General features: G+C 50.6%; 24 protein-coding genes. 15 read left to right on the top strand and 9 right to left on the bottom strand.

All coding sequences use genetic code 11. From position 1 onward, the window contains the following. Nucleotides 1-47 precede the first annotated feature (47 nt). The 7 genes from ACYVIY_RS23050 to ACYVIY_RS23020 all read left to right on the top strand — a co-directional run bounded on the left by ACYVIY_RS23050 (nucleotide 48) and on the right by ACYVIY_RS23020 (nucleotide 8,735). Nucleotides 48-1,400 (top strand): MFS transporter, encoded by a 1,353-nt coding sequence (locus tag ACYVIY_RS23050; protein WP_460978783.1) that lies wholly within the window; start codon nucleotides 48-50, stop codon nucleotides 1,398-1,400. A gap of 50 nt (nucleotides 1,401-1,450) precedes the next feature. Next, nucleotides 1,451-2,443 (top strand): PfkB family carbohydrate kinase, encoded by a 993-nt coding sequence (locus ACYVIY_RS23045; RefSeq protein ID WP_460978782.1) that lies wholly within the window; start codon nucleotides 1,451-1,453, stop codon nucleotides 2,441-2,443. Nucleotides 2,444-2,561: 118 nt separating this feature from the next. Further along, nucleotides 2,562-3,224 carry a bifunctional 4-hydroxy-2-oxoglutarate aldolase/2-dehydro-3-deoxy-phosphogluconate aldolase gene (locus ACYVIY_RS23040; protein WP_460978781.1) on the top strand — a complete coding sequence of 221 codons (663 nt, stop codon included), beginning with the start codon at nucleotides 2,562-2,564 and terminating at the stop codon, nucleotides 3,222-3,224. Nucleotides 3,225-3,296: 72 nt separating this feature from the next. After that, a complete protein-coding gene (locus ACYVIY_RS23035; protein WP_460978780.1) occupies nucleotides 3,297-4,802 on the top strand; it encodes a tagaturonate reductase in 1,506 nt (501 codons plus the stop codon). A 161-nt stretch (nucleotides 4,803-4,963) separates the two neighbouring features. After that, the gene (rbsK, locus tag ACYVIY_RS23030) at nucleotides 4,964-5,875 is read left to right on the top strand and encodes a ribokinase (protein ID WP_460978779.1); all 912 of its coding nucleotides are present in this window, start codon (nucleotides 4,964-4,966) and stop codon (nucleotides 5,873-5,875) included. Nucleotides 5,876-6,000: 125 nt separating this feature from the next. Next, complete coding sequence (locus ACYVIY_RS23025) at nucleotides 6,001-7,506, top strand: ADP-ribosylglycohydrolase family protein (protein ID WP_460978971.1); 1,506 nt, start codon at nucleotides 6,001-6,003, stop codon at nucleotides 7,504-7,506. A 32-nt stretch (nucleotides 7,507-7,538) separates the two neighbouring features. Then, nucleotides 7,539-8,735 (top strand): hypothetical protein, encoded by a 1,197-nt coding sequence (locus ACYVIY_RS23020; protein WP_460978778.1) that lies wholly within the window; start codon nucleotides 7,539-7,541, stop codon nucleotides 8,733-8,735. A gap of 16 nt (nucleotides 8,736-8,751) precedes the next feature. On the opposite strand, the gene ACYVIY_RS23015 is transcribed toward ACYVIY_RS23020, so the two are convergent. After that, the gene (locus ACYVIY_RS23015) at nucleotides 8,752-9,744 is read right to left on the bottom strand and encodes a GRP family sugar transporter (RefSeq protein WP_460978776.1); all 993 of its coding nucleotides are present in this window, start codon (nucleotides 9,742-9,744) and stop codon (nucleotides 8,752-8,754) included. 130 nt (nucleotides 9,745-9,874) lie between these two features. Between ACYVIY_RS23015 and ACYVIY_RS23010 the strand changes: the two genes are divergently transcribed. The 5 genes from ACYVIY_RS23010 to argH all read left to right on the top strand — a co-directional run bounded on the left by ACYVIY_RS23010 (nucleotide 9,875) and on the right by argH (nucleotide 14,502). After that, nucleotides 9,875-10,318: a DMT family transporter gene (locus tag ACYVIY_RS23010; protein ID WP_460978774.1), complete on the top strand. Its 444-nt coding sequence runs from the start codon at nucleotides 9,875-9,877 to the stop codon at nucleotides 10,316-10,318. A 60-nt stretch (nucleotides 10,319-10,378) separates the two neighbouring features. Continuing rightward, nucleotides 10,379-10,984, top strand: coding sequence for a PD-(D/E)XK nuclease family protein (locus tag ACYVIY_RS23005; RefSeq protein ID WP_460978773.1), 606 nt, complete (start codon nucleotides 10,379-10,381; stop codon nucleotides 10,982-10,984). A gap of 9 nt (nucleotides 10,985-10,993) precedes the next feature. Then, nucleotides 10,994-12,232, top strand: a complete 1,239-nt coding sequence (locus ACYVIY_RS23000) for an MFS transporter (RefSeq protein WP_460978772.1) — start codon at nucleotides 10,994-10,996, stop codon at nucleotides 12,230-12,232. A 116-nt stretch (nucleotides 12,233-12,348) separates the two neighbouring features. After that, nucleotides 12,349-13,056: a carboxylesterase family protein gene (locus ACYVIY_RS22995; RefSeq protein ID WP_460978771.1), complete on the top strand. Its 708-nt coding sequence runs from the start codon at nucleotides 12,349-12,351 to the stop codon at nucleotides 13,054-13,056. 111 nt (nucleotides 13,057-13,167) lie between these two features. Then, the gene (gene argH, locus ACYVIY_RS22990) at nucleotides 13,168-14,502 is read left to right on the top strand and encodes an argininosuccinate lyase (RefSeq protein WP_460978770.1); all 1,335 of its coding nucleotides are present in this window, start codon (nucleotides 13,168-13,170) and stop codon (nucleotides 14,500-14,502) included. Nucleotides 14,503-14,587: 85 nt separating this feature from the next. Here the strand turns inward: argH and ACYVIY_RS22985 are convergent, their stop codons facing one another. Beyond that, entirely contained in the window at nucleotides 14,588-15,421 is an 834-nt protein-coding gene (locus ACYVIY_RS22985; protein ID WP_460978970.1) for an SMP-30/gluconolactonase/LRE family protein, read from the bottom strand. A gap of 238 nt (nucleotides 15,422-15,659) precedes the next feature. Between ACYVIY_RS22985 and ACYVIY_RS22980 the strand changes: the two genes are divergently transcribed. After that, nucleotides 15,660-15,869 carry a hypothetical protein gene (locus tag ACYVIY_RS22980; RefSeq protein ID WP_460978769.1) on the top strand — a complete coding sequence of 70 codons (210 nt, stop codon included), beginning with the start codon at nucleotides 15,660-15,662 and terminating at the stop codon, nucleotides 15,867-15,869. Nucleotides 15,870-15,942: 73 nt separating this feature from the next. Here the strand turns inward: ACYVIY_RS22980 and ACYVIY_RS22975 are convergent, their stop codons facing one another. Continuing rightward, complete coding sequence (locus ACYVIY_RS22975; protein WP_460978768.1) at nucleotides 15,943-17,193, bottom strand: MFS transporter; 1,251 nt, start codon at nucleotides 17,191-17,193, stop codon at nucleotides 15,943-15,945. Nucleotides 17,194-17,257: 64 nt separating this feature from the next. Here ACYVIY_RS22975 and ACYVIY_RS22970 point away from each other — a divergent pair, with 64 nt between their 5' ends. Continuing rightward, nucleotides 17,258-17,920: a phosphoribosylanthranilate isomerase gene (locus ACYVIY_RS22970; protein WP_460978767.1), complete on the top strand. Its 663-nt coding sequence runs from the start codon at nucleotides 17,258-17,260 to the stop codon at nucleotides 17,918-17,920. Between the two features lie 73 nt (nucleotides 17,921-17,993). Here the strand turns inward: ACYVIY_RS22970 and ACYVIY_RS22965 are convergent, their stop codons facing one another. After that, on the bottom strand, nucleotides 17,994-18,431 hold the full coding sequence (locus ACYVIY_RS22965; RefSeq protein WP_460978766.1) for an Hsp20/alpha crystallin family protein: 438 nt from the start codon (nucleotides 18,429-18,431) through the stop codon (nucleotides 17,994-17,996). 334 nt (nucleotides 18,432-18,765) lie between these two features. Here ACYVIY_RS22965 and ACYVIY_RS22960 point away from each other — a divergent pair, with 334 nt between their 5' ends. Further along, complete coding sequence (locus ACYVIY_RS22960; RefSeq protein WP_460978765.1) at nucleotides 18,766-20,106, top strand: tetratricopeptide repeat protein; 1,341 nt, start codon at nucleotides 18,766-18,768, stop codon at nucleotides 20,104-20,106. A gap of 66 nt (nucleotides 20,107-20,172) precedes the next feature. Here ACYVIY_RS22960 and ACYVIY_RS22955 read toward each other — a convergent pair whose 3' ends face one another. The 5 genes from ACYVIY_RS22955 to ACYVIY_RS22935 form a co-directional block, all read right to left on the bottom strand. After that, nucleotides 20,173-20,739 carry a pentapeptide repeat-containing protein gene (locus ACYVIY_RS22955; protein WP_460978764.1) on the bottom strand — a complete coding sequence of 189 codons (567 nt, stop codon included), beginning with the start codon at nucleotides 20,737-20,739 and terminating at the stop codon, nucleotides 20,173-20,175. A 38-nt stretch (nucleotides 20,740-20,777) separates the two neighbouring features. Continuing rightward, nucleotides 20,778-21,230, bottom strand: a complete 453-nt coding sequence (locus ACYVIY_RS22950; RefSeq protein WP_460978763.1) for a hypothetical protein — start codon at nucleotides 21,228-21,230, stop codon at nucleotides 20,778-20,780. 150 nt (nucleotides 21,231-21,380) lie between these two features. Then, entirely contained in the window at nucleotides 21,381-21,683 is a 303-nt protein-coding gene (locus tag ACYVIY_RS22945) for a DUF1330 domain-containing protein (RefSeq protein ID WP_460978762.1), read from the bottom strand. Nucleotides 21,684-21,799: 116 nt separating this feature from the next. Then, the gene (locus tag ACYVIY_RS22940; protein WP_460978761.1) at nucleotides 21,800-22,033 is read right to left on the bottom strand and encodes a hypothetical protein; all 234 of its coding nucleotides are present in this window, start codon (nucleotides 22,031-22,033) and stop codon (nucleotides 21,800-21,802) included. Nucleotides 22,034-22,141: 108 nt separating this feature from the next. Beyond that, the gene (locus ACYVIY_RS22935; RefSeq protein WP_460978760.1) at nucleotides 22,142-22,567 is read right to left on the bottom strand and encodes an EthD family reductase; all 426 of its coding nucleotides are present in this window, start codon (nucleotides 22,565-22,567) and stop codon (nucleotides 22,142-22,144) included. Nucleotides 22,568-22,976: the final 409 nt, after the last annotated feature.

Below are 22,976 nucleotides of genomic sequence, written 5' to 3'. Positions count from 1 at the left end.
AAAAAAGCCGTTACAGCTGCTTTTCTCCCCAAAAGACCTGATTTGTTTTGCAAACCTCTTCTACCTCCGGCCGCTTTCGCTGGCGCATTGTGGCGCTGCTTTTTCTGGCGACAACCATCAACTACGTCGATCGGCAGGTATTATCGTTTACCATGACCGATGAGGTATTCCGCAAAGAAATGCTCGACGTAGCGCCCGACGCGGTTCTGACAAAAGAGGCAACGGATCGGTTCAAGATCCTGTACAGCGATGTCGATGCCGCCTTTAAGTTTGCCTATGCCATTGGTTTCCTGCTGTCGGGCTGGCTGATCGACCGGATTGGCACCCGACGTGGATTTTCATTGGGCATTCTGGTCTGGAGTATTGCCGCGGTACTCACTACGTTCGTGCAGAGTATGGCCGGACTTCGGTGGGCGCGGGCACTGCTGGGCCTGGGCGAATCGGCCAACTTCCCGTCATCCATCAAAACCGTAGCGGAGTGGTTTCCAAGGCGGGAGCGCTCATTTGCCAACGGCCTGTTCAACGCGGGCACTAACGTGGGTATCATCCTGACCGCGATTTCCGTTCCTTACCTCATTCTGCAATACGGCTGGCGAAGTTCGTTTTTTATCACGGGTATATTAGGTTTTTTTCTGCTGGCGGTCTGGTGGTTCACGTACAGCAAACCCGAACGGAACAAGAAGCTTTCCGCCGATGAACTAGCTTATATTCGCAGCGACGAAGAGAAAGTAACGCCGTTGAAAGTGTCCTGGGGACGTTTGCTGGGCTATAAACAAACTTGGGCCTTCGCCGTCGGCAAGTTCATGGCCGATCCCATCTGGTGGTTTTACATGTCGTGGCTACCCGACTTTTTCAATTCCAACGACGCCCTCGACGAGAAACTCGATCTGAAAAGCTTCGGCGTTCCCTTCCTGATTATTTACGTCGTGTCCGACGCAGGCAGCGTTTTCTTCGGCTGGCTCAGCACCCAATTTATGAATCGGGGCTGGTCGGCCAACCGGGCCCGCAAAACGACTATGCTCATCTGCGCCCTGTGCATCGTTCCGATCTTCTTTGCCGCCCAAACCAGCAGTCTGACGGTTGCTATCGCCTTAATCTCGTTAGCCACCGCTGCCCATCAGGGTTGGTCAGCAAATATGTATACCTTTGCGTCCGACTTGTTCCCAAAGAACGTAGTGGCGTCAGTAACCGGCATTGGTGGTATGTTTGGCGCGGTCGGTGGCATCTTACTCGCGCTGTTGGCGGGCCGCATCATCACGGCGTTTGGCTACCTGCCCATGTTTATCATTGCCAGTTGCGCTTACCTGATTGCCCTGGCCATTATTCACCTGGTACTACCGAAACTGGAACCGGTCAAACCCGAGGAGTTGATCAACGAGTTTGCTGTCGATACTAACTAGCTGAGCCGGACTGTACCGCTCATACCAGTTGGAGATTACCCCTGTTACGTATGAAACTAATTACCTTCGGCGAAGTCATGCTGCGCCTAAGTCCGCCGGGTGTCGAGCGGTTCGCTCAGACCGATACACTGGCCATGCACTTCGGTGGTACCGAAGCGAACGTAGCGGTTTCGCTGGCTCAGTTTGGCATCCAGGCCGCGCACGTCACCCGCTTTCCAAACCATGCGCTCGGCAAAGCTGCGGCCGGTTACCTGCGCCGATACAATGTCGATACCCAGTACATCCGGTACGGCGACGGGCGCTTAGGCCTATACTTTCTGGAAACGGGAGCCGGTAGCCGCGCCAGCCAGATTGTGTATGACCGTGTTGATTCCGCGTTTGCGCGCATTCAGGCCGACGAAATCGACTGGGACACGGTACTACAGGGAGCCGACTGGTTTCACTGGACGGGCATTACCCCGGCCTTGTCGCAGGGAGCGGCTGATTGTCTGGTAGCTGGTATCCAAACGGCGAACCGGTTAGGCGTTCCCGTATCGGGCGATATTGTGTACCGGAGTAATTTATGGCAATATGGCCGAACACCCCAGGAGATCATGCCTGCCCTTACTGAAGGCTGTACGTTAGTGCTGGGTAGCAAAGCGTTGTTCTCCGAGATTTATGGGGTTGTGGGCAGTACGTTCCAGGAGTCCGGACGGGCTCTGATGGAACGTTTTCCGAAGGTCCGTTACGTTACCGACACGAAACGCAACTCCATTAGCGCTTCGCACAACCAACTGTCGGCCAAGCTATTCGACGGCACTACGGTGCATAAGTCCAGAGTATATGACATACAGCCCATTGTCGACCGGATCGGCACGGGAGACGCGTACATAGCTGGTCTGATCTACGGGTTACTGATGTTCAACGATCCGCAGCGCGCTGTTGAGTTTGGAACGGCGGCCTCGGCGCTGAAGCATACTATTCCCGGAGACGTCAATCTGGCGACAGTGGCCGAAGTAGAAACGCTGGCTAGTGGCGACAGCTCCGGCAAATTAAAACGATAATTCATTGTTAATAGTAGTCATCTGTTGTCATCAATAGACATTGTGTCAGTATCATTTATTCAGTAAACGACATCAATGACGACCAATGACCACTTAATGACTCCATACCCATACTAAAATGGCTAAAACAGCCCGACTAACGGTTTATCAAACCATTCAGCAGGTGCCGCTGGTACCTGTTTTCTATCACCCCGATACAGATATATGCGCTGAAGTCGTCGCGGCCTGTTACCGAGGAGGTGTTCGCGCTTTTGAATTTACGAATCGGGGTGATTTCGCGCACGAACGCTTTGCGGAGCTTAGCCGCTTGTGTGCGCGTGAGTTTCCGGATATGGCCCTGGGTGCAGGCACAATCCTGGATGCACCTACGGCCGCTCTTTACCTTCAGTTGGGCGCCGATTTTATTGTTGGCCCGACCTTCAGCGAAGAGGTTGCCCGTGTTTGCAACCGCCGGAAAGTCGCCTACATGCCGGGCTGCGCTACGTTAACCGAAATCACCACCGCCCACGAATGGGGCGTCGAAGTTGTGAAGGTATTTCCGGGCGACGTAGTAGGACCCAATTTTGTAAAAAGTTTGAGTGGGCCATTACCGTTCGCGAGCGCGATGGTAACGGGGGGCGTTGAGCCAACTCAGGAAAGTCTGGCGAAGTGGTTTGGCGCGGGCGTAGTGGCAGTAGGGATGGGTTCGCAGCTTTTCCCTAAAAATGTCCTGGCCGAACGCGCATTTGATAAGATAGAGGCTACTGTTCGCGATGTAGTTCGTATTATTGCTGAATTGTGACCAATCTCCGCCAAAATTTAGTTTTTGATTAACCTGTAAGAACTGCCCACCGCAGCCGCCCTCTGATTGATTATGCCTCAACTAAGCCGTTCGATACATCCTGCCCCTACATTTCCCGAGCGAATTTTACAATTCGGTACCGGTGTTCTCTTGCGGGGCCTGCCCGATTATTTAGTCCAAAAAGCGAATGCCGAGGGCCGGTTCAACGGCTCAATTGTGGTAGTCAAGTCGACAGATGCCCAAACGGATGAATTCACTGAGCAAGATAATTTATACACGGTAGCCGTTCGGGGAGTTCAGCAGGGCCAGGACGTAGCCGAAACTACGGTGGTTTCGGCCATTAGCCGGGTTCTGGCCGCCCAGACGCAGTGGGACGATGTCCTTCGGCTAGCCCGCAATCCGAGTCTCCAAATCATTATCTCCAATACGACCGAAGTCGGTTTGAACTACGTCGAAGAAAGCATTTTTCAGCGGCCTCCCCAGTCGTTTCCAGCCAAGCTGACGGCGTTTTTGTACGAGCGCTTCCGCAGCGTCGGCGGCTCAAAGGCGAAAGGGCTGGTGGTCATTCCGACGGAACTGGTGACGGACAACGGGCTAAAACTTCGCGAAGCAGTCGAGAAACTCGCTCAGTTCAATGAGTTGGGGAAGCTGTTCACCAAATGGCTTAAGTTTCACGTTCGGTTCTGCAATTCACTCGTCGACCGTATTGTTACGCGCCCGACCGCCGAAGCGCAGGAAGCGCTGCAGAACGAACTTGGCTACGAAGACGGGCTACTGACCTTTACGGAGCCGTATCACCTTTGGGCTATCGAGGGAGACGACCGCGTTCGGCAAACCTTGTCGTTCGCCGATGCCTCAACGCCCCAGATCATTATCGACGAAGACATTAATTTTTACCGAGAACGTAAGCTGCGGGTTCTCAACGGTACGCATACGCTCACGATGCCGCTTGGCTATCTACTTGGCCTGGAAACGGTAGCCGATGAGATGCAGCATTCCACCATGAGCCGGTTTGTGGAGTCGCTGATGCTGGACGAGATCGTGCCAACGGTGCCTCACTACGGTACGCCGGGTATGGATAAGGCTGCCGTGGCTCAGTTCGCCGAGGATGTGCTCGACCGATTCCGGAATCCGCATCTTGATCATCTGTTGCTGAATATTTCACTTCAGCAGACGGCCAAAATGCAGGCCCGGAACGTAGCGACCATCCAACGCTACGTGGAGCAGTTTAACGCGGTTCCTAAACGAATGGCCCTTGGCTTTGCAGCTTATCTGTTGTTCATGAAAGGCGTTCGACACGAAGAAGGCCAGTACCTCGGCGAAGTCTCGGCGAACGGTGGCATCATTACGTACCCGATTCGCGACGAGCGTGCCGGTTATTTTTACGAGAAGTGGCAAAGCGTGAAACCCGAAGAGCCAGCTTCCGTTCAGGCGTTTGTAAACGACGTACTAGCCGATCAGGCGATCTGGTTAACCGATCTGACGGCGGTCTCCGGTTTCGCCGATGCGGTTGTCGCTGACTTAACGGCTTTGTTAGCCGAAGGTGCCACCAGCGTTCTTGAGAAGTCGTTAGCCTAAGCGATCTATACAGCCGAATTTAGTTAAGCTCTCACAGACACCCGTTTGTGAGAGCTTTTTTTGGTCTTCTCCAGGCGAACAGGTTTGCGGGTTAGTCCGTACTACGCTTGCACCAGACGTATTACCCGATAAATTTGTCCTTAAACCTAACCCTTACCTCTATGGCTGGCCAGATTTTGGTTATTGGCAGTTCCAACACCGACATGGTGGTCAAATCGGATAAGCTGCCCGCTCCCGGCGAAACGGTTATTGGCGGGTCGTTTCTAATGAATCCGGGTGGTAAAGGCGCAAATCAGGCAGTTGCAGCCGTGCGTTTAGGTGGACACGTAACGTTTGTTGTCAAAGTAGGTAATGACGTATTCGGTCAGGAAGCGCTTAGGGGATTTGAGCGGGAAGGCATTGATATCCGCTTCATCGTAACAGATACCGATACCCCTTCGGGGGTTGCATTGATTAACGTGGATGCCAGGGGTGAAAACTGCATCACCGTCGCACCAGGTGCCAATGCCAACCTCCAACTTTCCGAAATCGAACAGGCTATCCAACAAGCGGAGCCAGAGACGCTGGTACTGCTTCAACTGGAAATTCCCCTCGCAACGGTTGAGCAGGCAGTCGAGCAAGCAGCCGAGCGCGGGTTGCGCGTTATTTTGAATCCGGCACCCGCCACTACGTTGTCAGCGGATGTGTTTCCGAACTTGTTTCTGATTACGCCAAACGAGAGCGAAGCCGAGCTATTAACCGGCATTCGGGTTACGGACCTGATCAGTGCAGAACAGGCGGCTCAGCGGCTTCATCTGATGGGCGTAGCCAACGTAGTGATCACTCTAGGGGCTAAAGGCGCTTATCTGCACACCAGCGCGGGTGCCCAGTTAGTATCAAGTCCAACCGTAACGGCGGTTGACACGACAGCCGCCGGCGATTGCTTCAACGGAGCCCTGGCCGTCGCCTTATCGGAAGGAAAACCACTCGCCGAGGCAGTTGCCTTTGCTTGTCAGGCAGCGTCAATATCGGTAACTCGTATGGGTGCCCAGGCCAGTATGCCGAAACGCGCCGAGCTTGAACAGATTGTTTAACCAGGCCATGGCCCCTCGTTACGTTCAATCGACCAGCTGTTGTTGTCTCCTACCCTAACTCTTGATGTATACGCATGAAAACGCTGTTCGTATTCGCTCTTGCAATTGCCTGCCTTACGGCCGCTATGCCCCTCAAGCCGTTAGTTAAGCAAGCGCCCAAACTCGTCACGGTGTCTAAAGCTACGTTACAGGATAAAATCAAAGGAGGCTGGGCGGGACAGGTTATTGGCTGCACCTTTGGTGGGCCCACCGAGTTCCGATTCAATGGTACCATGATCAATGACTACCAGCCGATTCCCTGGTACGATGGCTACATCAAGAAGACCATGACCGAAAACCCTGGCCTGTACGACGACGTGTACATGGACCTTACGTTCGTGCAGGTTTTTGACGATAAAGGGCTGGATGCGCCGGTCGAAGAACACGCAAAAGCCTACGCGACGGCGGGCTATATGCTCTGGCACGCCAACCAGGTCGGGCGGTATAACATTCTGAACGGCATGAAACCGGCCGACGCTGGTCACTGGTTAAACAACCCCCACGCTGATGATATTGATTTTCAGATCGAAGCCGACTTTTCGGGTCTGATGGCCCCCGGTATGCCTAATACGGCCGTGCAGATCGGCGATCCGATTGGACACATCATGAACTACGGCGACGGCTGGTACGGTGGTGCGTATGTGGGTGCCATGTATTCCCTGGCATTTGTTTCCAACGATATTAAATACATCGTTAAAGAGGCTCTCAGGACCATTCCGCAGCAGAGCACATTCTATCAGTGCATTGCCGACGTAATCAGGTGGCACGAACAGTACCCAAACGACTGGAAACGCAACTGGTTCGAGATTCAGCGGAAATGGTCGGATGAAGTAGGCTGCCCAGATGGTGTTTTTCACGCGTTTAACATCGACGCTAAAATCAATTCGGCCTATATCGTGTTGGGTCTGCTATACGGCGGGGGCGACTTTACGAAAACTATGGAGATCAGTACCCGCGCGGGTCAGGACTCCGACTGCAATCCGGCTTCGGCGGGTGGTATTCTGGGCACCATGCTCGGATACGACAAGATTCCTGCTTACTGGAAGCAAGGGCTGAAAGAAGCTGAGGATCTTGATTTCAAATACACGACCATGTCGCTGAACGACGTCTATGCGATGGGCATGAAGCATGCGCTGCAAGTTATTGAACGGAACGGCGGTAAAGTAAACGGCGATCAGGTGACCATTGCGGTACAGACGCCCAAAGCGGCCCGATTGGAGCAGGCGTTCCCGGGACATTACCCCACGCTCGTCAAAGGCATCCACAAAGATTTAGAAAATGAGTACACCTTCAACTTCGAAGGCATTGGTTTTGTGCTCAAAGGTGAAGCAAAGCCGAAGAGCAAGTCATCGGTGGGTTATGAAAATCCGTTTGCGTTTAACGCTGAGTTATACCTGGACGGCCAGAAGGTTGAAACGGCTAAACTACCGGCAAACTTCACCCAGCGTCGCTACGATCTATTCTGGAAATATAAGCTGCCGAAGGGTAAACATACGGTACGTATCAAGCTTCTGAATCCGGACCCGGATCACGTAGTTCGCATGGGGGATCTGCTGGTCTACAGCGACCAACCGACGAAGGCTAAGTTGTGAGTTTCAGCGTAACAAAAGTAACTGGTTCGCGTATGTTCATCCGGGTTGTTCTTTTACTGGCCATTTCTTCGCTTGGTTATGCGCAAAAGCCAGTGCCGCCTGCCATTCATCCGGACCCGGCCCGTGCTTTGCAAACGTACCGGGAGAACGTAACGCGGCTGCGTCAGGAGCATACCCACCACCGTGACCTACCCGACCTGAAATTCTTTTTGTTCGGCATGGGTGATCGGCTCAAGCTTATTTACCATAACGGTCGGCTGTTGAATGCCCTGACGGGAAATATTGAAGAGCAATGGGACGTAAAGCAGGAGTTAATCGTTCCTTCCGAATATTTAGTTCAACTCACGTTAGCCGACAGCCTGGACGGACGACCGCAGATTGTGCAAATACGCGAAGATGAAACAGGCGTATGGCTATTACAGCCCAACAAGCGGCCTAAGCTGATTCCGGGAACTCGTAATCGGGTCAACCTGCCCCAATTCGCCAGCAAACCATTCGGCCCGGTACTCCGTGTGTTGCACCACGAAGTTCTCATCAACGTGATCAACGGCCGACCGGTACCCAACTTTCTGGTTTATCTCAAACCCCGGTATCGAAATGCGGCACTGATGGCCATGGTTATGCGCGAAACCGATAATCTACCCTTGATTCGCGACTGGATCATGGCCATCCGAGACCCTTTTGACCGCAACAATCGGGGCATGGAGGAGGCTGACAACTTAGGCCAGGTTCTGTTCCTGATTTCGCAGGTATCCGACAAAAGCCATCCGGCGGTTGCGATGGTGCTGGATTCGGTAAAGCGGTTTCGTAAAGAGGATTATATTGTCGGCAAAACCGACTACGCGGAACATCCGGTGTTTCAGACGAAATGGCTCAAGTACGGCTTAAATGCGCTTAAACTTCCTGACCCTTACGTCATTCCAAAGCAGTACGACAGTTATTCATCGCTGTGCTGGTGGGCGTATACAGACAACCACGTTCCAGGCCCAAGATTCGACGAAAGTTCCAGCGCGAATTATCCGTATCTGGCGTGGGCGGGAGATCACTTCTACGGTGATAAACAGGGTATAGTCGGCAATCTGGACTACCCACTTAGCTGGGAGCACAAAGCGAGCGACGCGCATTATCCTGGCCTCACGGTATTGGATAAGGGCTTGGTAAAGCAGAAGCTGGCATTCCCCCACAGTTGGCATGCTGCGGAGATGTTTCTGGCCTTGATAAACCGGTGAGTAAACCCGTCGGCACTTATTTTGCCGCAATAATCAGCACCAGCCCGAGTACGTAACAAATGCCCATCAGCGCCAGGTAGCGACTGGAAGAAGCCGGAGCCCCTTCGAACTCGTACCAGATAAATACACCCCACAGAACGGCGATGATGGTTGCCCCCTGTCCTAACCCGTAGCTAATGGCATAACCAGCCTCACCCGAGGCTAGCAGGCTCGACGCCATACCCAAACACCAGACAATACCACCCAACATGCCAATGATGTGGTTTCGTCGGCTGACATCGACGTAGCTAATTTCCCCATCGGCGGGCTTGCTGGTGAATCGGCGCAGAATCGGTAGAAATAAGGGCGTACTGATTACGACGCCCACCGCGAACAGCACCAGAGCCGTGTACGGGGTCAACAACCCTGCCGCCGGATTGGCGAAGTTGGTGGCCATAGCGCGGGCCACAAAATAGAAGAAGAAGCTCATCAGCAACCCACCCACCAACGACACGACAATTCCCCGCGTATTCACCGACTGGTCCGTAGCGCCTTTGGAACGATACGCTAAAGCACTGAACACAACCGCCAGAAAAATAGAAAATACACCGGTAGACAATAGTCCGACGTTACCCACCGGCGACAGGATGTAGTTGACGACAACGCCCAGGATCAGAGCCAGCCCAATACCAACCGGCATGGCAACCGATAAGCCTGCCAGCTCGATGCCTACGACGATCAGAATGTTGGCCATGTTAAATACAAAGCCGCCGGTCAGCGCGAACAACAGGTTCTGCGTTTCGGCCTGCTGGAAATCGACCAGAAACGGTCGTCCAACCGAGCCTAGACTCCCCAGTGTAAAGGCCAGAAAAAGACTCAGGATCAGAATACCGTAGGTGTAGTCGCGGTAAAAGATCGTAGTAGGGACCGATTGCGTGGCTAATTTCTGCGTATTGGCCCAGGAGCCCCAGCAAAGCATAGTGAGAAAGCACACCACCACAGCGAGTGGATACTGCGTAATAATGAACATGTTAACGTAGGCTAGTTTAGGAATAGTGAAGCAAGCTACAAAAACAACTTCATATAATGCAATTGAGGAATGAGCATAAAATCAGGGAGTTAAACAGCCCTACAGCCCGTTGTTCTTTACCTTTGCGGGTATGAATTACATATACATTCTCCTGGCATTCGTGACGGGGCTGGCCGTTACGATTCAGGCGGGAGTGAACGCTAATCTGCGCCAGATGATGGCTAACCCTGTGCTGGCAGCCGCCATCTCCTTTGGTTCGGGTTTCCTTTCCTTGTTTATTGTCTTAGTAGCTACTGGTGCTTCGCTTCCGGCTTTTGAGACGGTTAAGCAAGTGAGCTGGTGGAAATGGAGCGGGGGCGTCATCGGCGCGATCTACGTAACAACGGTAATCATCAGCGTACCCAAAATCGGCACCGCCAATCTGGTCAGCCTGAGCGTGGCCGGGCAGTTGGTAGCCGCTGTTATCCTGGATCATTATGGGCTGTTAGGATTTACGTTGCACCCGGCCAACGGCTGGCGTCTGCTCGGCGTAGCCTTAATTATGGCGGGCGTACTACTTGTGGTTAGAAACTAAGCGTTCTATTTCGAGTTTTTACGTAGCAACCCAACTACGTAAAACTGACGTATAGCCACTGTGATTAACTACCGCTTTTATCCATCGCTGCTCAATACATTCTCCCGTTACGTTCGTGGTGGGAACCTGTCCGCGCAGGAACTCATTGACTCCATCAACCGCGTCCCAACGCCCACCACGCAGGCGCAGGAGCGCGGCATTTCGTTTGAAGAAGCGATTGTAAAAGGCACCGACGAGGACCGCTTCGACCCCGAGATCATCAAAAAGGTCCGTAAACTTCTCCCCCGCCCCATCGTCGATACGCAGGTATATTGCCAGTGGCAGATTGACGACGTTCTCTTTTACGGCTACGTCGATCTGATTGGCAAGTTCAAAGCGGTCGATCTTAAAACGACGTCCTCCTACCAGAAAGACCGGTACCTGTTCAATCACCAGAACCTGTATCTCCACGCGCTCAAACGCAAAGGGATTAAGCTGATGGAGTATGTTATTACCGATTTTCAGGACGTATACGTAGAAAGCTATTCCCTGACGCATCCGATTGATAAACAGTTGGAAGAGATCAGGCTGTTCAAAGCGTTTCTGGACGAGCATCGGGCGTTGATTACCGACAAAAAGATTTTCGTAGGAAAAGACGAGGACCCGGATGCCCGGCGTAAGTCGTAACTTGCGGCCATGCTGCAACGTACCATTCGCCTGTACCAAAACGCTTATCAGGGCTTATCGCCATCGGTCTGGTTACTGGCCGGAGTGATGCTGATTAACCGCTGCGGCACGATGGTGTTGCCCTATCTGACGCTGTATCTGACCCAGCATCTTCACTATAGCGTGGCTGAAGCAGGGATTGTCATGGCTGTTTTCGGGGCGGGGGCGTTCATCGGTACGTTCCTCGGCGGGCGCCTGACCGACCGGTTCGGGTTCTACCACACCCAGTTGTTCAGCCTGCTCTTTGGCGGCTTCTTCTTACTAGGACTCCAATTTGTTACGCATTTCTATGCACTCTGTGCCAGTGTGTTCATTTTCACACTGCTGGGCGATGCGTTTCGACCCGCGAACCAGACTGCTATCGCCTATTATTCTACCGCCGAGACCCGAACCCGCGCTTTTTCGCTCAACCGCCTGGCCATCAACCTGGGCTGGGCCGTAGGTGGTGGCCTAGGCGGTTTATTGGCGGGTATCAATTACAAACTGCTGTTCTGGGTTGATGGATTAACCTGTATTGCCGCTGGGATTGTCCTAGGCACTTTTCTGCCCGCTCCCGATAGACAAACGGCTACTAGTACGTCGGAGCAACACACTCCCCGTAACGTTGATGTGCAGAAATCACCCTACCGCGATACAGACTTTATCTTCTTTGTAATCTGCGTGGCCCTGCATTTACTGGTGTTTTTTCAACTGTTCACTATAGTGCCTTTGTACTTCAAGGAGGTGATGCACCTGAATGAACAGGTGATTGGTTCGCTGTTAGCCTTGAACGGGCTCATCATTGTTGTTGTCGAGATGGCGCTCGTGCATAATCTTGAACAACAAAGACGCTCTAGACTCAGACTCATTACGTGGGGTGCCTTATTAACGGCCTTCTCCTATTTTACGCTTAGCTTAAGTAGTGCAGTCAGTATGGCCCTGGCGTATATTCTACTAGTCACGATCAGCGAAATGCTGGCCATGCCCTTCATGCAATCCTTCACCGTTGAGCGTTCAAGTCCCGCTACGCGTGGGCAATACCTTGCCCTGTATGCCATGGCTGGGGCCTTCGCTCAGACATCGGCACCCGCGCTGGGTTCATTTATGGTAGAACGATTTGGTTTCTCTGCGCACTGGTTGACGCTCGCCGGAATCGGCCTGGTTGCCACTGGCGGCTTTTGGTGGTTAGGCCAAAAAGTCGAGAGGTCTCAGGAAAACAGGCTTGTTTAATAATTTCTCATACCTTTTGACCAGGTCTTACGCTGGCTAATAAGCACCCGTTACTGATAAAATAGAACACTATTCCCTATTTGCGTTTGTGCGTTTACCCTCACGCCCACTCCCTGATGAAACATAAGATACCCCACCTAATCCTGTTCTTATTCCTGAACCAACTCGTTTATGCTCAATCGACTGTTAAGGTGAAAAGTACGTATGACTACTTACTGTATCTACCGAAAGAGTATACGAAACAAACCGCTACGTATCCGCTCGTCATTTATCTGCACGGCGGATCGCAGAAAGGCAAAGACCTCAATAAGTTAAAAGCGTATGGTCTGCCTCATCTGGTTGATAAGGGCACCGATTACCCGTTCATCATCGCTTCTCCTCAGTGCCCTGACAACAAGTACTGGTCAACGGATAACTGGTTTGAGAACCTTTATAAAGACCTCGTCTCAAAGTACCGGGTCGATACCAGCAGGATTTACGTAACCGGCATTAGCATGGGCGGCTTCGGGGCCTGGCAGGTAGCCATGGACTACCCAGATACGTTTGCGGCCGTAGTGCCCTTGTGCGGAGGTTGTAACGACTCAACCCAGATTTGCCGAATGAGTCACGTTCCCGTCTGGACCTTTCACGGGACAGCCGACGATCAGATTCCTGTCTCGGAAACCGAGCGATTAGTGAACCGATTGGAAAAGTGCAATGGCAACGTAACGTTCACCCGTCTGAACGGCGAAGGACACGGCATTCAGTATGTATACGAGAACAAGGCCATTTTTGACTGGATGCTCAAGCAAAAGCGGCAACCGGTTATACACCGTTCCCGTTAAGTTGAATGCACAACCCCCATTTTTACGATCTTTGCAGTAAAAGCGCGTGAAAGACATCCTGTTTTCAATACCCTACGCTCTTTCACACATTCACTCTTTCGCTCTTTCACTTTGAAACTCTGGCAAAAAGAAGGCGTTACAACAGCCGAACAAATTGAACGCTTCACCGTCGGGCGCGACCGTGAGCTAGATCTTTACCTTGCTCCGTTCGACGTACAGGGTAACCTTGCGCACGCGCAAATGCTCGAAACCATTGGGTTGCTCACCAGCGATGAGCTAACGGCGCTGCAAGCCGAACTGAAGCAGATTTATACGCAAATACAGGCGGGTCAGTTTGTGATCGAAGACGGCGTTGAAGACGTACACTCGCAGGTTGAGCTGATGCTGACGCGCAAACTCGGTGACGTTGGTAAGAAAATTCATTCGGGCCGTTCGCGTAACGACCAGGTTCTGGTTGACCTGAAACTCTTTACGCGCGATCGACTATGGCAGGTTGCCGAAGCGGTTCAGCGGGTTTTTACCCGGTTGGTAGTGCGCTCCGAACAGCACAAAAACGATCTGTTACCGGGCTATACGCACCTGCAAATTGCCATGCCTTCGTCGTTTGGTCTGTGGTTTGGCGCGTATGCCGAAGCGCTGGCTGATGATATGCTGACCCTGCAAACGGCGTATCGGCTGGCCAACCGGAATCCGCTCGGTTCAGGCGCTGGGTATGGGTCATCCTTTCCCCTCAACCGGTCGCTCACAACAGAACTGCTGGGGTTCGAAGGCATGCACGTCAATGTCGTATATGCGCAGATGAGCCGGGGCAAAACTGAACAGACGGCGTTGACAGCGTTAGCGGCCGTTGCGGCAACCATTTCGCGAATGGCTATGGATATCTGCCTGTATAACAGCCAGAACTTCGGTTTTCTAACCTTACCCGATGCACTGACGACCGGCTCCAGCATCATGCCACACAAGAAAAACCCCGATGTAGCGGAGTTGCTCCGGGCGAAAACGAATCGACTGAAAGCCCTTCCGATGGAAGTGACGCTAGTGCTAAGCAATTTGCCCTCGGGTTACCATCGGGATATGCAGATTTTGAAGGAAGTCTTGATGCCGGCCTTCGACGAGATTCTGGATTGCCTCGACATTACCGACTTCATGCTCGAACACATCCAGGTAAAACCCAGTTTGCTGGACGATCCGAAGTACGACTTACTGTTCAGCGTTGAACGGGTTAATGAACTAGTCTTGCAGGGCGTTCCGTTCCGCGAGGCTTATCGGACGGTTGGCAAAGAAATCGCGGAACACACCTATAGCCCTCCCCGTACGTTGCAGCATACGCACGAAGGCAGCATCGGCAACTTAGGCAATGACCTGATCACACAACAGATGCAGCAGGCCGTTAAAGGATTCGGCGCTGACCGGGCAAAGGAGGCTATTGAACGCTTAATACGATAAGCCAACAAACAAATTTTGTCCTTCTGACGACGGGAGGTTTCCCGTCGTCAGAAGGACAAAATTTGCTCTTGAGACTATAATAAGTCTATTCTACTCGGTACGCAACCAGGGTGTTTTTATAAAAGGTTGGTACAATTAACAACTTCTTTTTGCTGACGTAATCGATGTCGGCGGAGTTAATCTTCTGATCGCGGGTGTCGAGGAGCTTTTCTTTAGTGCCATTGCCCTTTACGTGGAAAAGTTGCCCGTTCCAGTCCGAAACAAAGTAGTTGCCTTTGCCCTCCCGTACAATGCCGTCCGTAGCTGCCATGCCATCGGCAATGGTTGTCATCGTTTTGGTGTCGGTATCTACGGCCCGCAGTTCGCCTTTCTTCGTACAGCCAATCATCAGCCGATTCTTGCCAACTGCCAGCACGCCATTCGGCTTATCCAGCTGCTCACCTTCCATCCAGATTTCCCATTTGTCGTCCTTCAACCGGTAGATCTTATCGAACTTGCTATCGGAAACGTATACAGTACCATCGTCAGCAACCGTTACGTCGTTCAGGAATGCGTTTTTCTGGTCAGGAGCATCCCAGGTCTTTTCAGCCTGGCCCGTCTGCGTGTTGATCGCCACGAGCCGGTACACATCCGTTACGTACAGCCGATTCTTATACAAGCCCATACCTTTGGGGGCATTCAGGCCCGAAGTCCAGCGTAGGTTTTCAATCTTCCCGTCGAGCGACACCTTCGAGATGAACCCACTGCCATCGAGTGCGTCGGGCTTTCCATCAATGTTCGCTACGTAGAGGGTGCTTTTCCCATCATACAGTACCGACTCAGGAATTCGTAAAGTAGAGTCTGTTTCCCAGACTTTTACCAGTTTCATCGGCTTGGGTGCTCGAATCAGGGTCATGGAAACGAGCCCGGCAGCAACCATAAATCCACTGATAATGTAGAGTATTTTTTTCATGCCTTTTGTCAACAGTATGTATACAAAAAAAATTTGAAATTTTTTCGGTTGTACCTAAGCAACCCGAATCTGGCATTCAGTCCCAAAAATGGTAGAAACGATAGTATTATTCTAACCTGTAACTAAATGAAGCATTTTTTTTGATGAACATTCTAAGAATGAAGCAGTTTAACACCACGCACGCTAAACAAATCCCTTTACACGAATGGAAACGTATCAACCAATGACTGCACAGTCGTCCATAACGACTGTGCCCCTCAAAGAGAGTATCCGTGACATGATCCGCCTGCAACGGGATTATGAGCTTTCAGACGAGTTGTTTTGGGAAGTTTTCAATGCCCGCGTTCTGCTGAACGAGCAAATTGATGTGAATGAATTTGTAAACGAAATGAACAGTGCTTCTGCTCAGGCATAATCGCCTGAACCGACAATGTGCGCCCGAATATCCGCCAGATGGCCACTATTCGGGCGCACATTTTTGTGGGTACTCAGTTAAGCTTGACGGCCAGCAATGCCTTCGATTTGGTGTATATATACGCCACCACGACCATCGTAACCACTCCGCCGAGCAGCACCGACGGAACCGTACCCAGCAGCCGGGCTGCCAGCCCCGATTCAAATGCTCCGATTTCGTTAGACGAACTGACAAAAATACCGTTTACGGCCGCGACACGCCCACGCATGTGATCGGGCGGAAAGATTTGCAGAATCGTCTGCCGGATGATTACGCTTACGCTATCAAAGGCTCCGGTTAACGCCAGCATAATCAGCGACAGATAAAAATTCGTGGATAGAGAAAAAATGATGGTCGCGAGTCCGAAGCCCGCTACAGCCAGGAGCATATTCCGCCAGGCGTTATGAATCGGTGGATACCGGGTCATGTAAGCCATCGTCAGCACAGCCCCCACCGATGGAGCCGCCCGAAGAAAACCTAGGCCTTCGGCGCCCACTCGCAAAATATCTTCGGCGTAAACGGGTAGAATGGCCACAACACCTCCGAACAGGACTGAGAACAGATCGAGTGAAATGGCGTAGAGCACAATCTGGGTTTTAAACACAAACTGGAACCCTTCTTTCAGACTTTCCCGGAAGCCAAGCACGGGCGCATCACTCACCGTTACGGGCTTTCGACTAACCAGCGTAATGAGGATGAAGCAGACGACCAGCAGACCAATAACCACCAGTAACGTATTGTCGAAGCCCAGACCGCTGTACAGAAATCCAGCCATACCGGGCCCAACAATGGCCCCCGCTTGCCAGAACGAACTGCTCCACGTAGCGGAGTTTGCGTACAATTCGCGGGGCACCAGAAACGGTTTGAGCGACGAACTCGCCGGTGAATAAAAGCCTTTGGCAGTGCCAATCAGCATCAGCACCCCGTAGATCACCACCAGCCGGGCCGTTTCCGACAGCCCCTTCAGCACAGTCGGCTGGAACGCGTAATACAGGATTACCGAACTCAACGTAATAACGCCCAGGCTCCACTGCAAAATCCGTTTCTTGTCCCGCCGATCGGCTAAGTGGCCACCAAACAGTGACAGCGCAATGAAGGGTAAAGCTTCGGCTAAGCCGACCAAACCTAACGCCAGTGGATCATGCGTAATCTTGTACAGCTCATAACCAAGCACGACTTCCTGAATCAGCAGTGTGGCCGTGATCAGGAAACTGTTCATCACAAAATAGCGGAAATCGGGGATGCGTAACGAAGCAAATGTATCGTTGGGGTATTCCTGAACCATGATCGCAGCGTTTCAGATAGTGGGGCTATATTTGCCGACCTTTCCTTGTGTATTCAACAAAACAATGCAATCTCAGTTCAGGACACGATTAAAAATTTGCTGCATTAGCAGCGCTGACGAAGCGAAATTAGCCATCCGTTACGGGGCCGATGCCCTCGGACTAGTGGGTCGGATGCCCAGCGGCCCCGGCGTAATAGCCGATGATCTGGCGGCCCAGGTCGTTCAGGCAACGCCCCCACCCGTTGCTACGTTTATGCTGACCAGTGAAACTACGGTTGCGGACATCATCGCCCATCAGCAGCGCGTGGGTGCCAATACCATTCAGTTGGTCGACGCGGTTCCTGCACAGACGTATAGCGAGCTTCGTAATGCTCTTCCGGCGGTGAAGCTGGTACAGGTTATTCACGTGATCGACGAACGTAACGTTGATGAAGCACTCCAGGCCGTACAGAATGGAGCCGATGCCCTGCTGCTCGATTCGGGCAACCCAAATCTTGCCGTAAAAGAACTAGGTGGTACCGGTCGAGTGCATAACTGGCTGATCAGTCGGCAAATTGTTGAACAAGCTCCCGTACCGGTATTCCTGGCCGGTGGACTTAGCCTACAGAATGTACGCGAAGCCATTGATACCGTGGGGCCATACGGTTTGGATATATGCAGCGGAGTCCGCACAAATGGCCAGTTAGATGAGCAAAAGCTGGCGGCTTTTGTAAATGCTCTGCATTAGTTAACAAAAAACCCGTGCCATAGATGTGGCACGGGTTTCATTTATTAGATGGTGGGTAATCCGCTGCGTTTGATTAGGCAACGGTGATTTCTTTCACCAGTTTCTCTTCTTTCACTTCAATTTTTGGTAGTTCAACTGTCAGGATCCCGTCGACATAAGCGGCTGTGATCTGATCGGCGTTTACGTTCTTGGGCAGGCGGAAGCTGCGTTCGAACGCGTTGTAGCTGAACTCATGACGGGTATATTTCTCCGTCGTTTCGTCGGCTTTTTCTTCGTGTTTATAGGCGATCGTCAACTTGTTGTTTTCGACGTTGATTTTCACGTCTTCTTTCTTTAAACCGGGAGCGGCTAATTCCAATTGGAAAGCGATCTCGGTTTCTTTCACGTTTACGGCAGGAACATTCAGATTTGTGTTTTGAAAGCGAGTCACAACCGGACGGCCATAAACACGAGAACCAAAGAATGGATTGAAAAAGGAAGGGGCGTTGTTATATCGAACTAGCGTTGCCATTGTCTTAGTGTGTATTAATTAGTTATCAATCAAGTGTTACACGCTCTTATAGACAAACACCATACCAATCGAATTTAAGTTGCTTGTTGCGACAAAATGTCTTATTTAAACAAAATAGAGCTAAATAACAACGACAAAATGTCGCATTTACGTAAAAAATAGTAAGACAGCATGTACAAAGCTGTCATTCAACAAGGCTTTGTCTGGTAAACCGCCGGGCTAAATGTGTTGATACTCAGACGAAATTTAACATAGGCCAGTTTGGGCTATTCTGGTCAAATGGTTAATTTCACCAGTTAATTGATTACTCACCACGTACTTTGTATTTACGTTTATGAAACAACGTTTAACACCGTTGCTTGTAGTAGGCTTATTGGCCTTAATATCGGTTACAGCAGAGGCCCAGCAAACAGCCGCCGATTTTTTCGACAATGGGCTTAGTAAAAGTAAAACCGGCGATTATACCGGTGCCCTGCAGGCCTTCAGCATGGCCATTACCATGAACCCCGAAAATTCAGCCAGTTACTACAATCGGGGCCTGGCCAAAGCCAATTTGAAAGATCACCGGGGAGCCGTGCTGGATTATGATCGGGCTATTGAACTGAATGCGAAAGATGCGTTAGCGTACCTGAGCCGGGGTGTCAGCAAAAGCAAACAGGAAGACCATCGCGGTGCACTCCTCGATTTTAGCCGCTCGATCGAACTTAATCCCGACGATCCACAGGCTTACTACAACCGCGGTGTTAGTCGGAGCCGTATCGATCAATACCGGGGTGCGCTCGCCGATTTTAATAAAGCGATTGAACTCGAACCCGCCAACGTACAGACGTACTACGTTCGCGGGGTTACTAAGCAAAAACTGGAAGACTTCTCGGGCAGCCTCGCCGACTTTTCAAAAGTCATCGAAATGAGTCCCAAACGCGCGCAGGCATATGCCGGCCGGGGCTTATCGAAAGTTGAACTGAACGATTTCAGCGGAGCCATTGCCGACCTGAACAAAGCGATCGAGTTAAGTCCCGAAGACGGCGAATCGTATTTCTACCGGGGCTATGCCAAAAGCAAATTAGACGATTACAAAGGTTCGTTACCTGACTACGATCGGGCAATTGCGCTCAAGGGCGACAATTTTCGGGCTTATTACGGTCGGGGTTTCTGCCGAAGTAAACTCGGCGATCAGAAAGGGGCTGTTCAGGATTTTAACCAGGCTATCGAAATAAATAACGTGAATGCGGAGTCGAAAGTGGTTTACAATGGCCGTATTACCCACGCCATCCTCGACAACCTACGTAACGTTGTACAGGAACGTAACAAAATCAATGAACTAGGCACCGAGCGGGCCGAAGCGTATTTCAGCCGGGGCATCAGCAAAAACAAGCAGGGAGACCCGAAAACGGCCATCGCTGACCTGAACAAGTCGATTGAGCTGAGCCCGACGTACGCAGAGGCTTACTTCACACGCGGCATGATCAAATCAGCGCAGGGCGACCAGAAAGGGGCCATTATGGATTGCAACAGCGCCATCAAGCTAAACCCTCGCTACGCCGAAGCTTATTACGTACGGGGCATTATCAAACACAGCCTCGGCGATGAAAACGGTGGCTGCCTTGATCTGTCGAAAGCAGGCGAGTTAGGCTATAACCCATCTTACAAAGTGATCAGCGATTATTGTAACTAACAGGCGGACTAGCTACAAAAATGGCTGACGCTGGGCGCCAGCCATTTTTGTATCACTACGTACCGCTTACCCCTTGATGACCAGCTCGTATTTACTAAGCAGGCCCGGCAGGTTATACAACGAAAATTTAGCTTTCTTCACCTTGTTGAGGTCAGGATCGAGCTTTAAATTGAACGAACTCGAAAAGTCTACCTGGCTCAGATCGTTGCTTTCAAATCGGGTTAACTCAAGGTCGCAGGTATCGAAAACCGACCCGTTCAGCTCACATTTCAGGAAATACGCTTCCTTCAGCGAGCAGTTTACAAAGCGGGCTTTCTTAAGTCTGCGATTGATAAACACGGTATAATCAAGCTGGCAGTCCCGAAAATTGGTGTGAAAGCCGAACGGATTGCAATGCCCAAAATCGACGTGCGTCAACGTACAGGCTATGAAATTGACATCGTACAGTTTAGCCTCTCTCAAGCTGACGTTCGTTAAATTACATTCCTCGAACGAGCAGCCGATAAAGTTTGACTTAGCGAGCGTAGCCCGCGACAAATCCAGCTTTCTGAGCAGGCACTGCTCAAACTCATGATTCGTCCAGTTATCGGGCAGCTCACCAGACGGCTCAAATACGTGTTTATAATACTCCATGTGCGCTGTTGCGATGTCAACCGACCCCATTCACCGAATTACTCGCTGACCCGCTTATACTTCTCAATAATAATCCGGTCGACGCCCAGCTTCTCAACTTTTTCAACGCCTTTCTGTACCAACGTATCACCGACCACGTTCACGGTGAATTTGAACGTATTGTTCTCCCAGTTTTTGTCCGTGAAGTACTCAAGGTTCTCGGTATACGTACTGTCTGCCAAAGTATATTTTCCGCCACCGGCTGTAAAGGCCGTGACTGAGGAGTCTTTCGATCGATCGATGGCGTGATTAAGAAAAGCGAAGTGAGTATCGTTAATAATCTTGATCATCTTGTGGCTCGGGTCAAACGTAGAGAACGTTGAATCCTTTTCGGTCGTTGTCGCCGAAACCAGTTCCCAGGTTCCATTGAGCGAACCATTCGCCGGTTTCGAATTACACCCCGCCACCAAAGAACTGGCAATTGCTAAACCAAGTAGTTTTTTAACATTCATACAGAAAAGGGTAAGGATTTGATTCTTCGTTTTTATCCTGCCAACTACAGAAACCGCTTCGCCGAAGCAGGAATTTTCTGAAGGTAAGTTCGCACGCGTCCCACAAAAATGAGTACGGTACAGGTTGTTGTTTGGGGCCTATTAGCCTTACTACAATTTTACACCCTTAACTAGCAGTGCGGTTTGAACCGACTGTTCCTTTAAGTGCAAAAACTGTTTACGGCTCTCGTCTCGATTGAAAGCCGCTAGATCGTCTTCAGAATCAAATTTCACAAAGTGAACTTCGTAGGGCTTATCAATCTGTTTTTCTACAAACGACTCATCCGTTGGCCGGATACGTAGTAACAGTTGCCCATTGTATTTCTCGATTAGCGGAATGGCCACATCCTCAAACTGATGAAACACCTCTTCCTGACCTTCTTTTACGTAAATCAACTGAGTCAAATAAATCATATAGAAGATTACTTTTTGTGTGTTTAGATAGTTGGAGTCACTTCCTTCATTATTGGAACCATACAATCCGATACGTAACACGTTGATTGCGGATAACAAAACGTAGCACTGTTAATCTAATTATTAGCAGTATCTCTACGGCTGATTTCGGCCTGGATGCTCTTCAAAGTTTTTGAATATCTGGAAGCAATAAACAACGAAAAACCCAGCAAAGTGACCGTGAGAACGAACCCTCCTTTATGGGTAGCCGACCAAAAGGCAATGCCGACCAGAAAACCGATAAACACAGCAGTTGCCGTTTTCTGCGATTTCATCTTTTTCTCTTCTGACACCAATTCGTCAAGTGTCATTGTGGCGTATTGTTTAGCTGAAAGCATACTCTTTTCCGTTACATATTTTCACCCCAGTCATACAGGCTAAATAGGCTTTGATTAGGGCATTGTTGTTACTTTATCAAATCACTTTACCACCTCACTGATCAATATGGTAGGCGAAATGTTGGTGTACTTTGGAAAATCTGCCCGTATAGCATCCCGATGTGGAGCAATAGCCGACTGATAATCAGCCAGGCTTTTTACATAGAAACTGCCAACAGCCATGAAGGGTAATGGAGCGTTAGGCATTCCATTGGAGATTCCTTTCTCTATGGTATACCGTACCAAATTAGATCCTAATAAGCCAGCAACAAACGGCATGTGGCTTTTTTCGTAATAATCCATGTCAAACGTTTTACCTTCTGCGTAAGGATAGAAAACGGACACCTTGATCAACCCTTTTTCAGCAACATTCCCTTTAATTTCGGCCGTAGAAGCCTGTTTTTGCTGAGCAAATGTTGAGAAACATAGGCCAAGCGCTACTACAAGGAGTACAAGTTTAATTTTCATGATGGTGTTGGGCTTTAATTGTTTAGTGCGAAACTAACAAAACGTAATGAAAACCTGCTTTTGTCATTTGTTACACGGAGCTGGAAATAGTAGTAACTGAGTTTGCAACGTACTCCCCTTGAATATTAATAGATGATAAGGCTATTTGCTTGAATAAAGCCGTTTACCCTTTCCACGTTTGTTTGGCTTCCCATCTACATCATGTCGCCAGACACCTGCCCCGCGAAGCGCAGAACAAAGTATGGCCCAATTCTTTTTGATGATGTTGGTTACTCATAAGTAACCACTATTAATTAGGACTTTTACTTCAACTTATAGGCCTGTGAATTAACTTGTAATGAAGCCTATCTCTTTTTTGTGGAAGAAGGCTTGCACCAATTTTGGATTTTTCTCCAAACGTTTTATTTCT

This window comes from Spirosoma knui (assembly GCF_054780635.1).
Note: the sequence above shows the minus strand (reverse complement) of the source record. Positions and strands in the feature narration are given on the sequence as shown.

Bases quoted from the DNA above. Each gene is read 5' to 3' on its own strand.
- ACYVIY_RS23045 (WP_460978782.1), top strand. From the start codon at position 1,451: ATGAAACTAATTACCTTCGGCGAAGTCATGCTGCGCCTAAGTCCGCCG.
- ACYVIY_RS23040 (WP_460978781.1), top strand. From the start codon at position 2,562: ATGGCTAAAACAGCCCGACTAACGGTTTATCAAACCATTCAGCAGGTG.
- ACYVIY_RS23035 (WP_460978780.1), top strand. From the start codon at position 3,297: ATGCCTCAACTAAGCCGTTCGATACATCCTGCCCCTACATTTCCCGAG.
- rbsK (WP_460978779.1), top strand. From the start codon at position 4,964: ATGGCTGGCCAGATTTTGGTTATTGGCAGTTCCAACACCGACATGGTG.
- ACYVIY_RS23025 (WP_460978971.1), top strand. From the start codon at position 6,001: ATGCCCCTCAAGCCGTTAGTTAAGCAAGCGCCCAAACTCGTCACGGTG.
- ACYVIY_RS23020 (WP_460978778.1), top strand. From the start codon at position 7,539: ATGTTCATCCGGGTTGTTCTTTTACTGGCCATTTCTTCGCTTGGTTAT.
- ACYVIY_RS23015 (WP_460978776.1), bottom strand. From the start codon at position 9,744: ATGTTCATTATTACGCAGTATCCACTCGCTGTGGTGGTGTGCTTTCTC.
- ACYVIY_RS23010 (WP_460978774.1), top strand. From the start codon at position 9,875: ATGAATTACATATACATTCTCCTGGCATTCGTGACGGGGCTGGCCGTT.
- ACYVIY_RS23000 (WP_460978772.1), top strand. From the start codon at position 10,994: ATGCTGCAACGTACCATTCGCCTGTACCAAAACGCTTATCAGGGCTTA.
- ACYVIY_RS22995 (WP_460978771.1), top strand. From the start codon at position 12,349: ATGAAACATAAGATACCCCACCTAATCCTGTTCTTATTCCTGAACCAA.
- ACYVIY_RS22985 (WP_460978970.1), bottom strand. From the start codon at position 15,421: ATGGTTGCTGCCGGGCTCGTTTCCATGACCCTGATTCGAGCACCCAAG.
- ACYVIY_RS22980 (WP_460978769.1), top strand. From the start codon at position 15,660: ATGGAAACGTATCAACCAATGACTGCACAGTCGTCCATAACGACTGTG.
- ACYVIY_RS22975 (WP_460978768.1), bottom strand. From the start codon at position 17,193: ATGGTTCAGGAATACCCCAACGATACATTTGCTTCGTTACGCATCCCC.
- ACYVIY_RS22970 (WP_460978767.1), top strand. From the start codon at position 17,258: ATGCAATCTCAGTTCAGGACACGATTAAAAATTTGCTGCATTAGCAGC.
- ACYVIY_RS22965 (WP_460978766.1), bottom strand. From the start codon at position 18,431: ATGGCAACGCTAGTTCGATATAACAACGCCCCTTCCTTTTTCAATCCA.
- ACYVIY_RS22960 (WP_460978765.1), top strand. From the start codon at position 18,766: ATGAAACAACGTTTAACACCGTTGCTTGTAGTAGGCTTATTGGCCTTA.
- ACYVIY_RS22955 (WP_460978764.1), bottom strand. From the start codon at position 20,739: ATGGAGTATTATAAACACGTATTTGAGCCGTCTGGTGAGCTGCCCGAT.
- ACYVIY_RS22950 (WP_460978763.1), bottom strand. From the start codon at position 21,230: ATGAATGTTAAAAAACTACTTGGTTTAGCAATTGCCAGTTCTTTGGTG.
- ACYVIY_RS22945 (WP_460978762.1), bottom strand. From the start codon at position 21,683: ATGATTTATTTGACTCAGTTGATTTACGTAAAAGAAGGTCAGGAAGAG.
- ACYVIY_RS22940 (WP_460978761.1), bottom strand. From the start codon at position 22,033: ATGACACTTGACGAATTGGTGTCAGAAGAGAAAAAGATGAAATCGCAG.
- ACYVIY_RS22935 (WP_460978760.1), bottom strand. From the start codon at position 22,567: ATGAAAATTAAACTTGTACTCCTTGTAGTAGCGCTTGGCCTATGTTTC.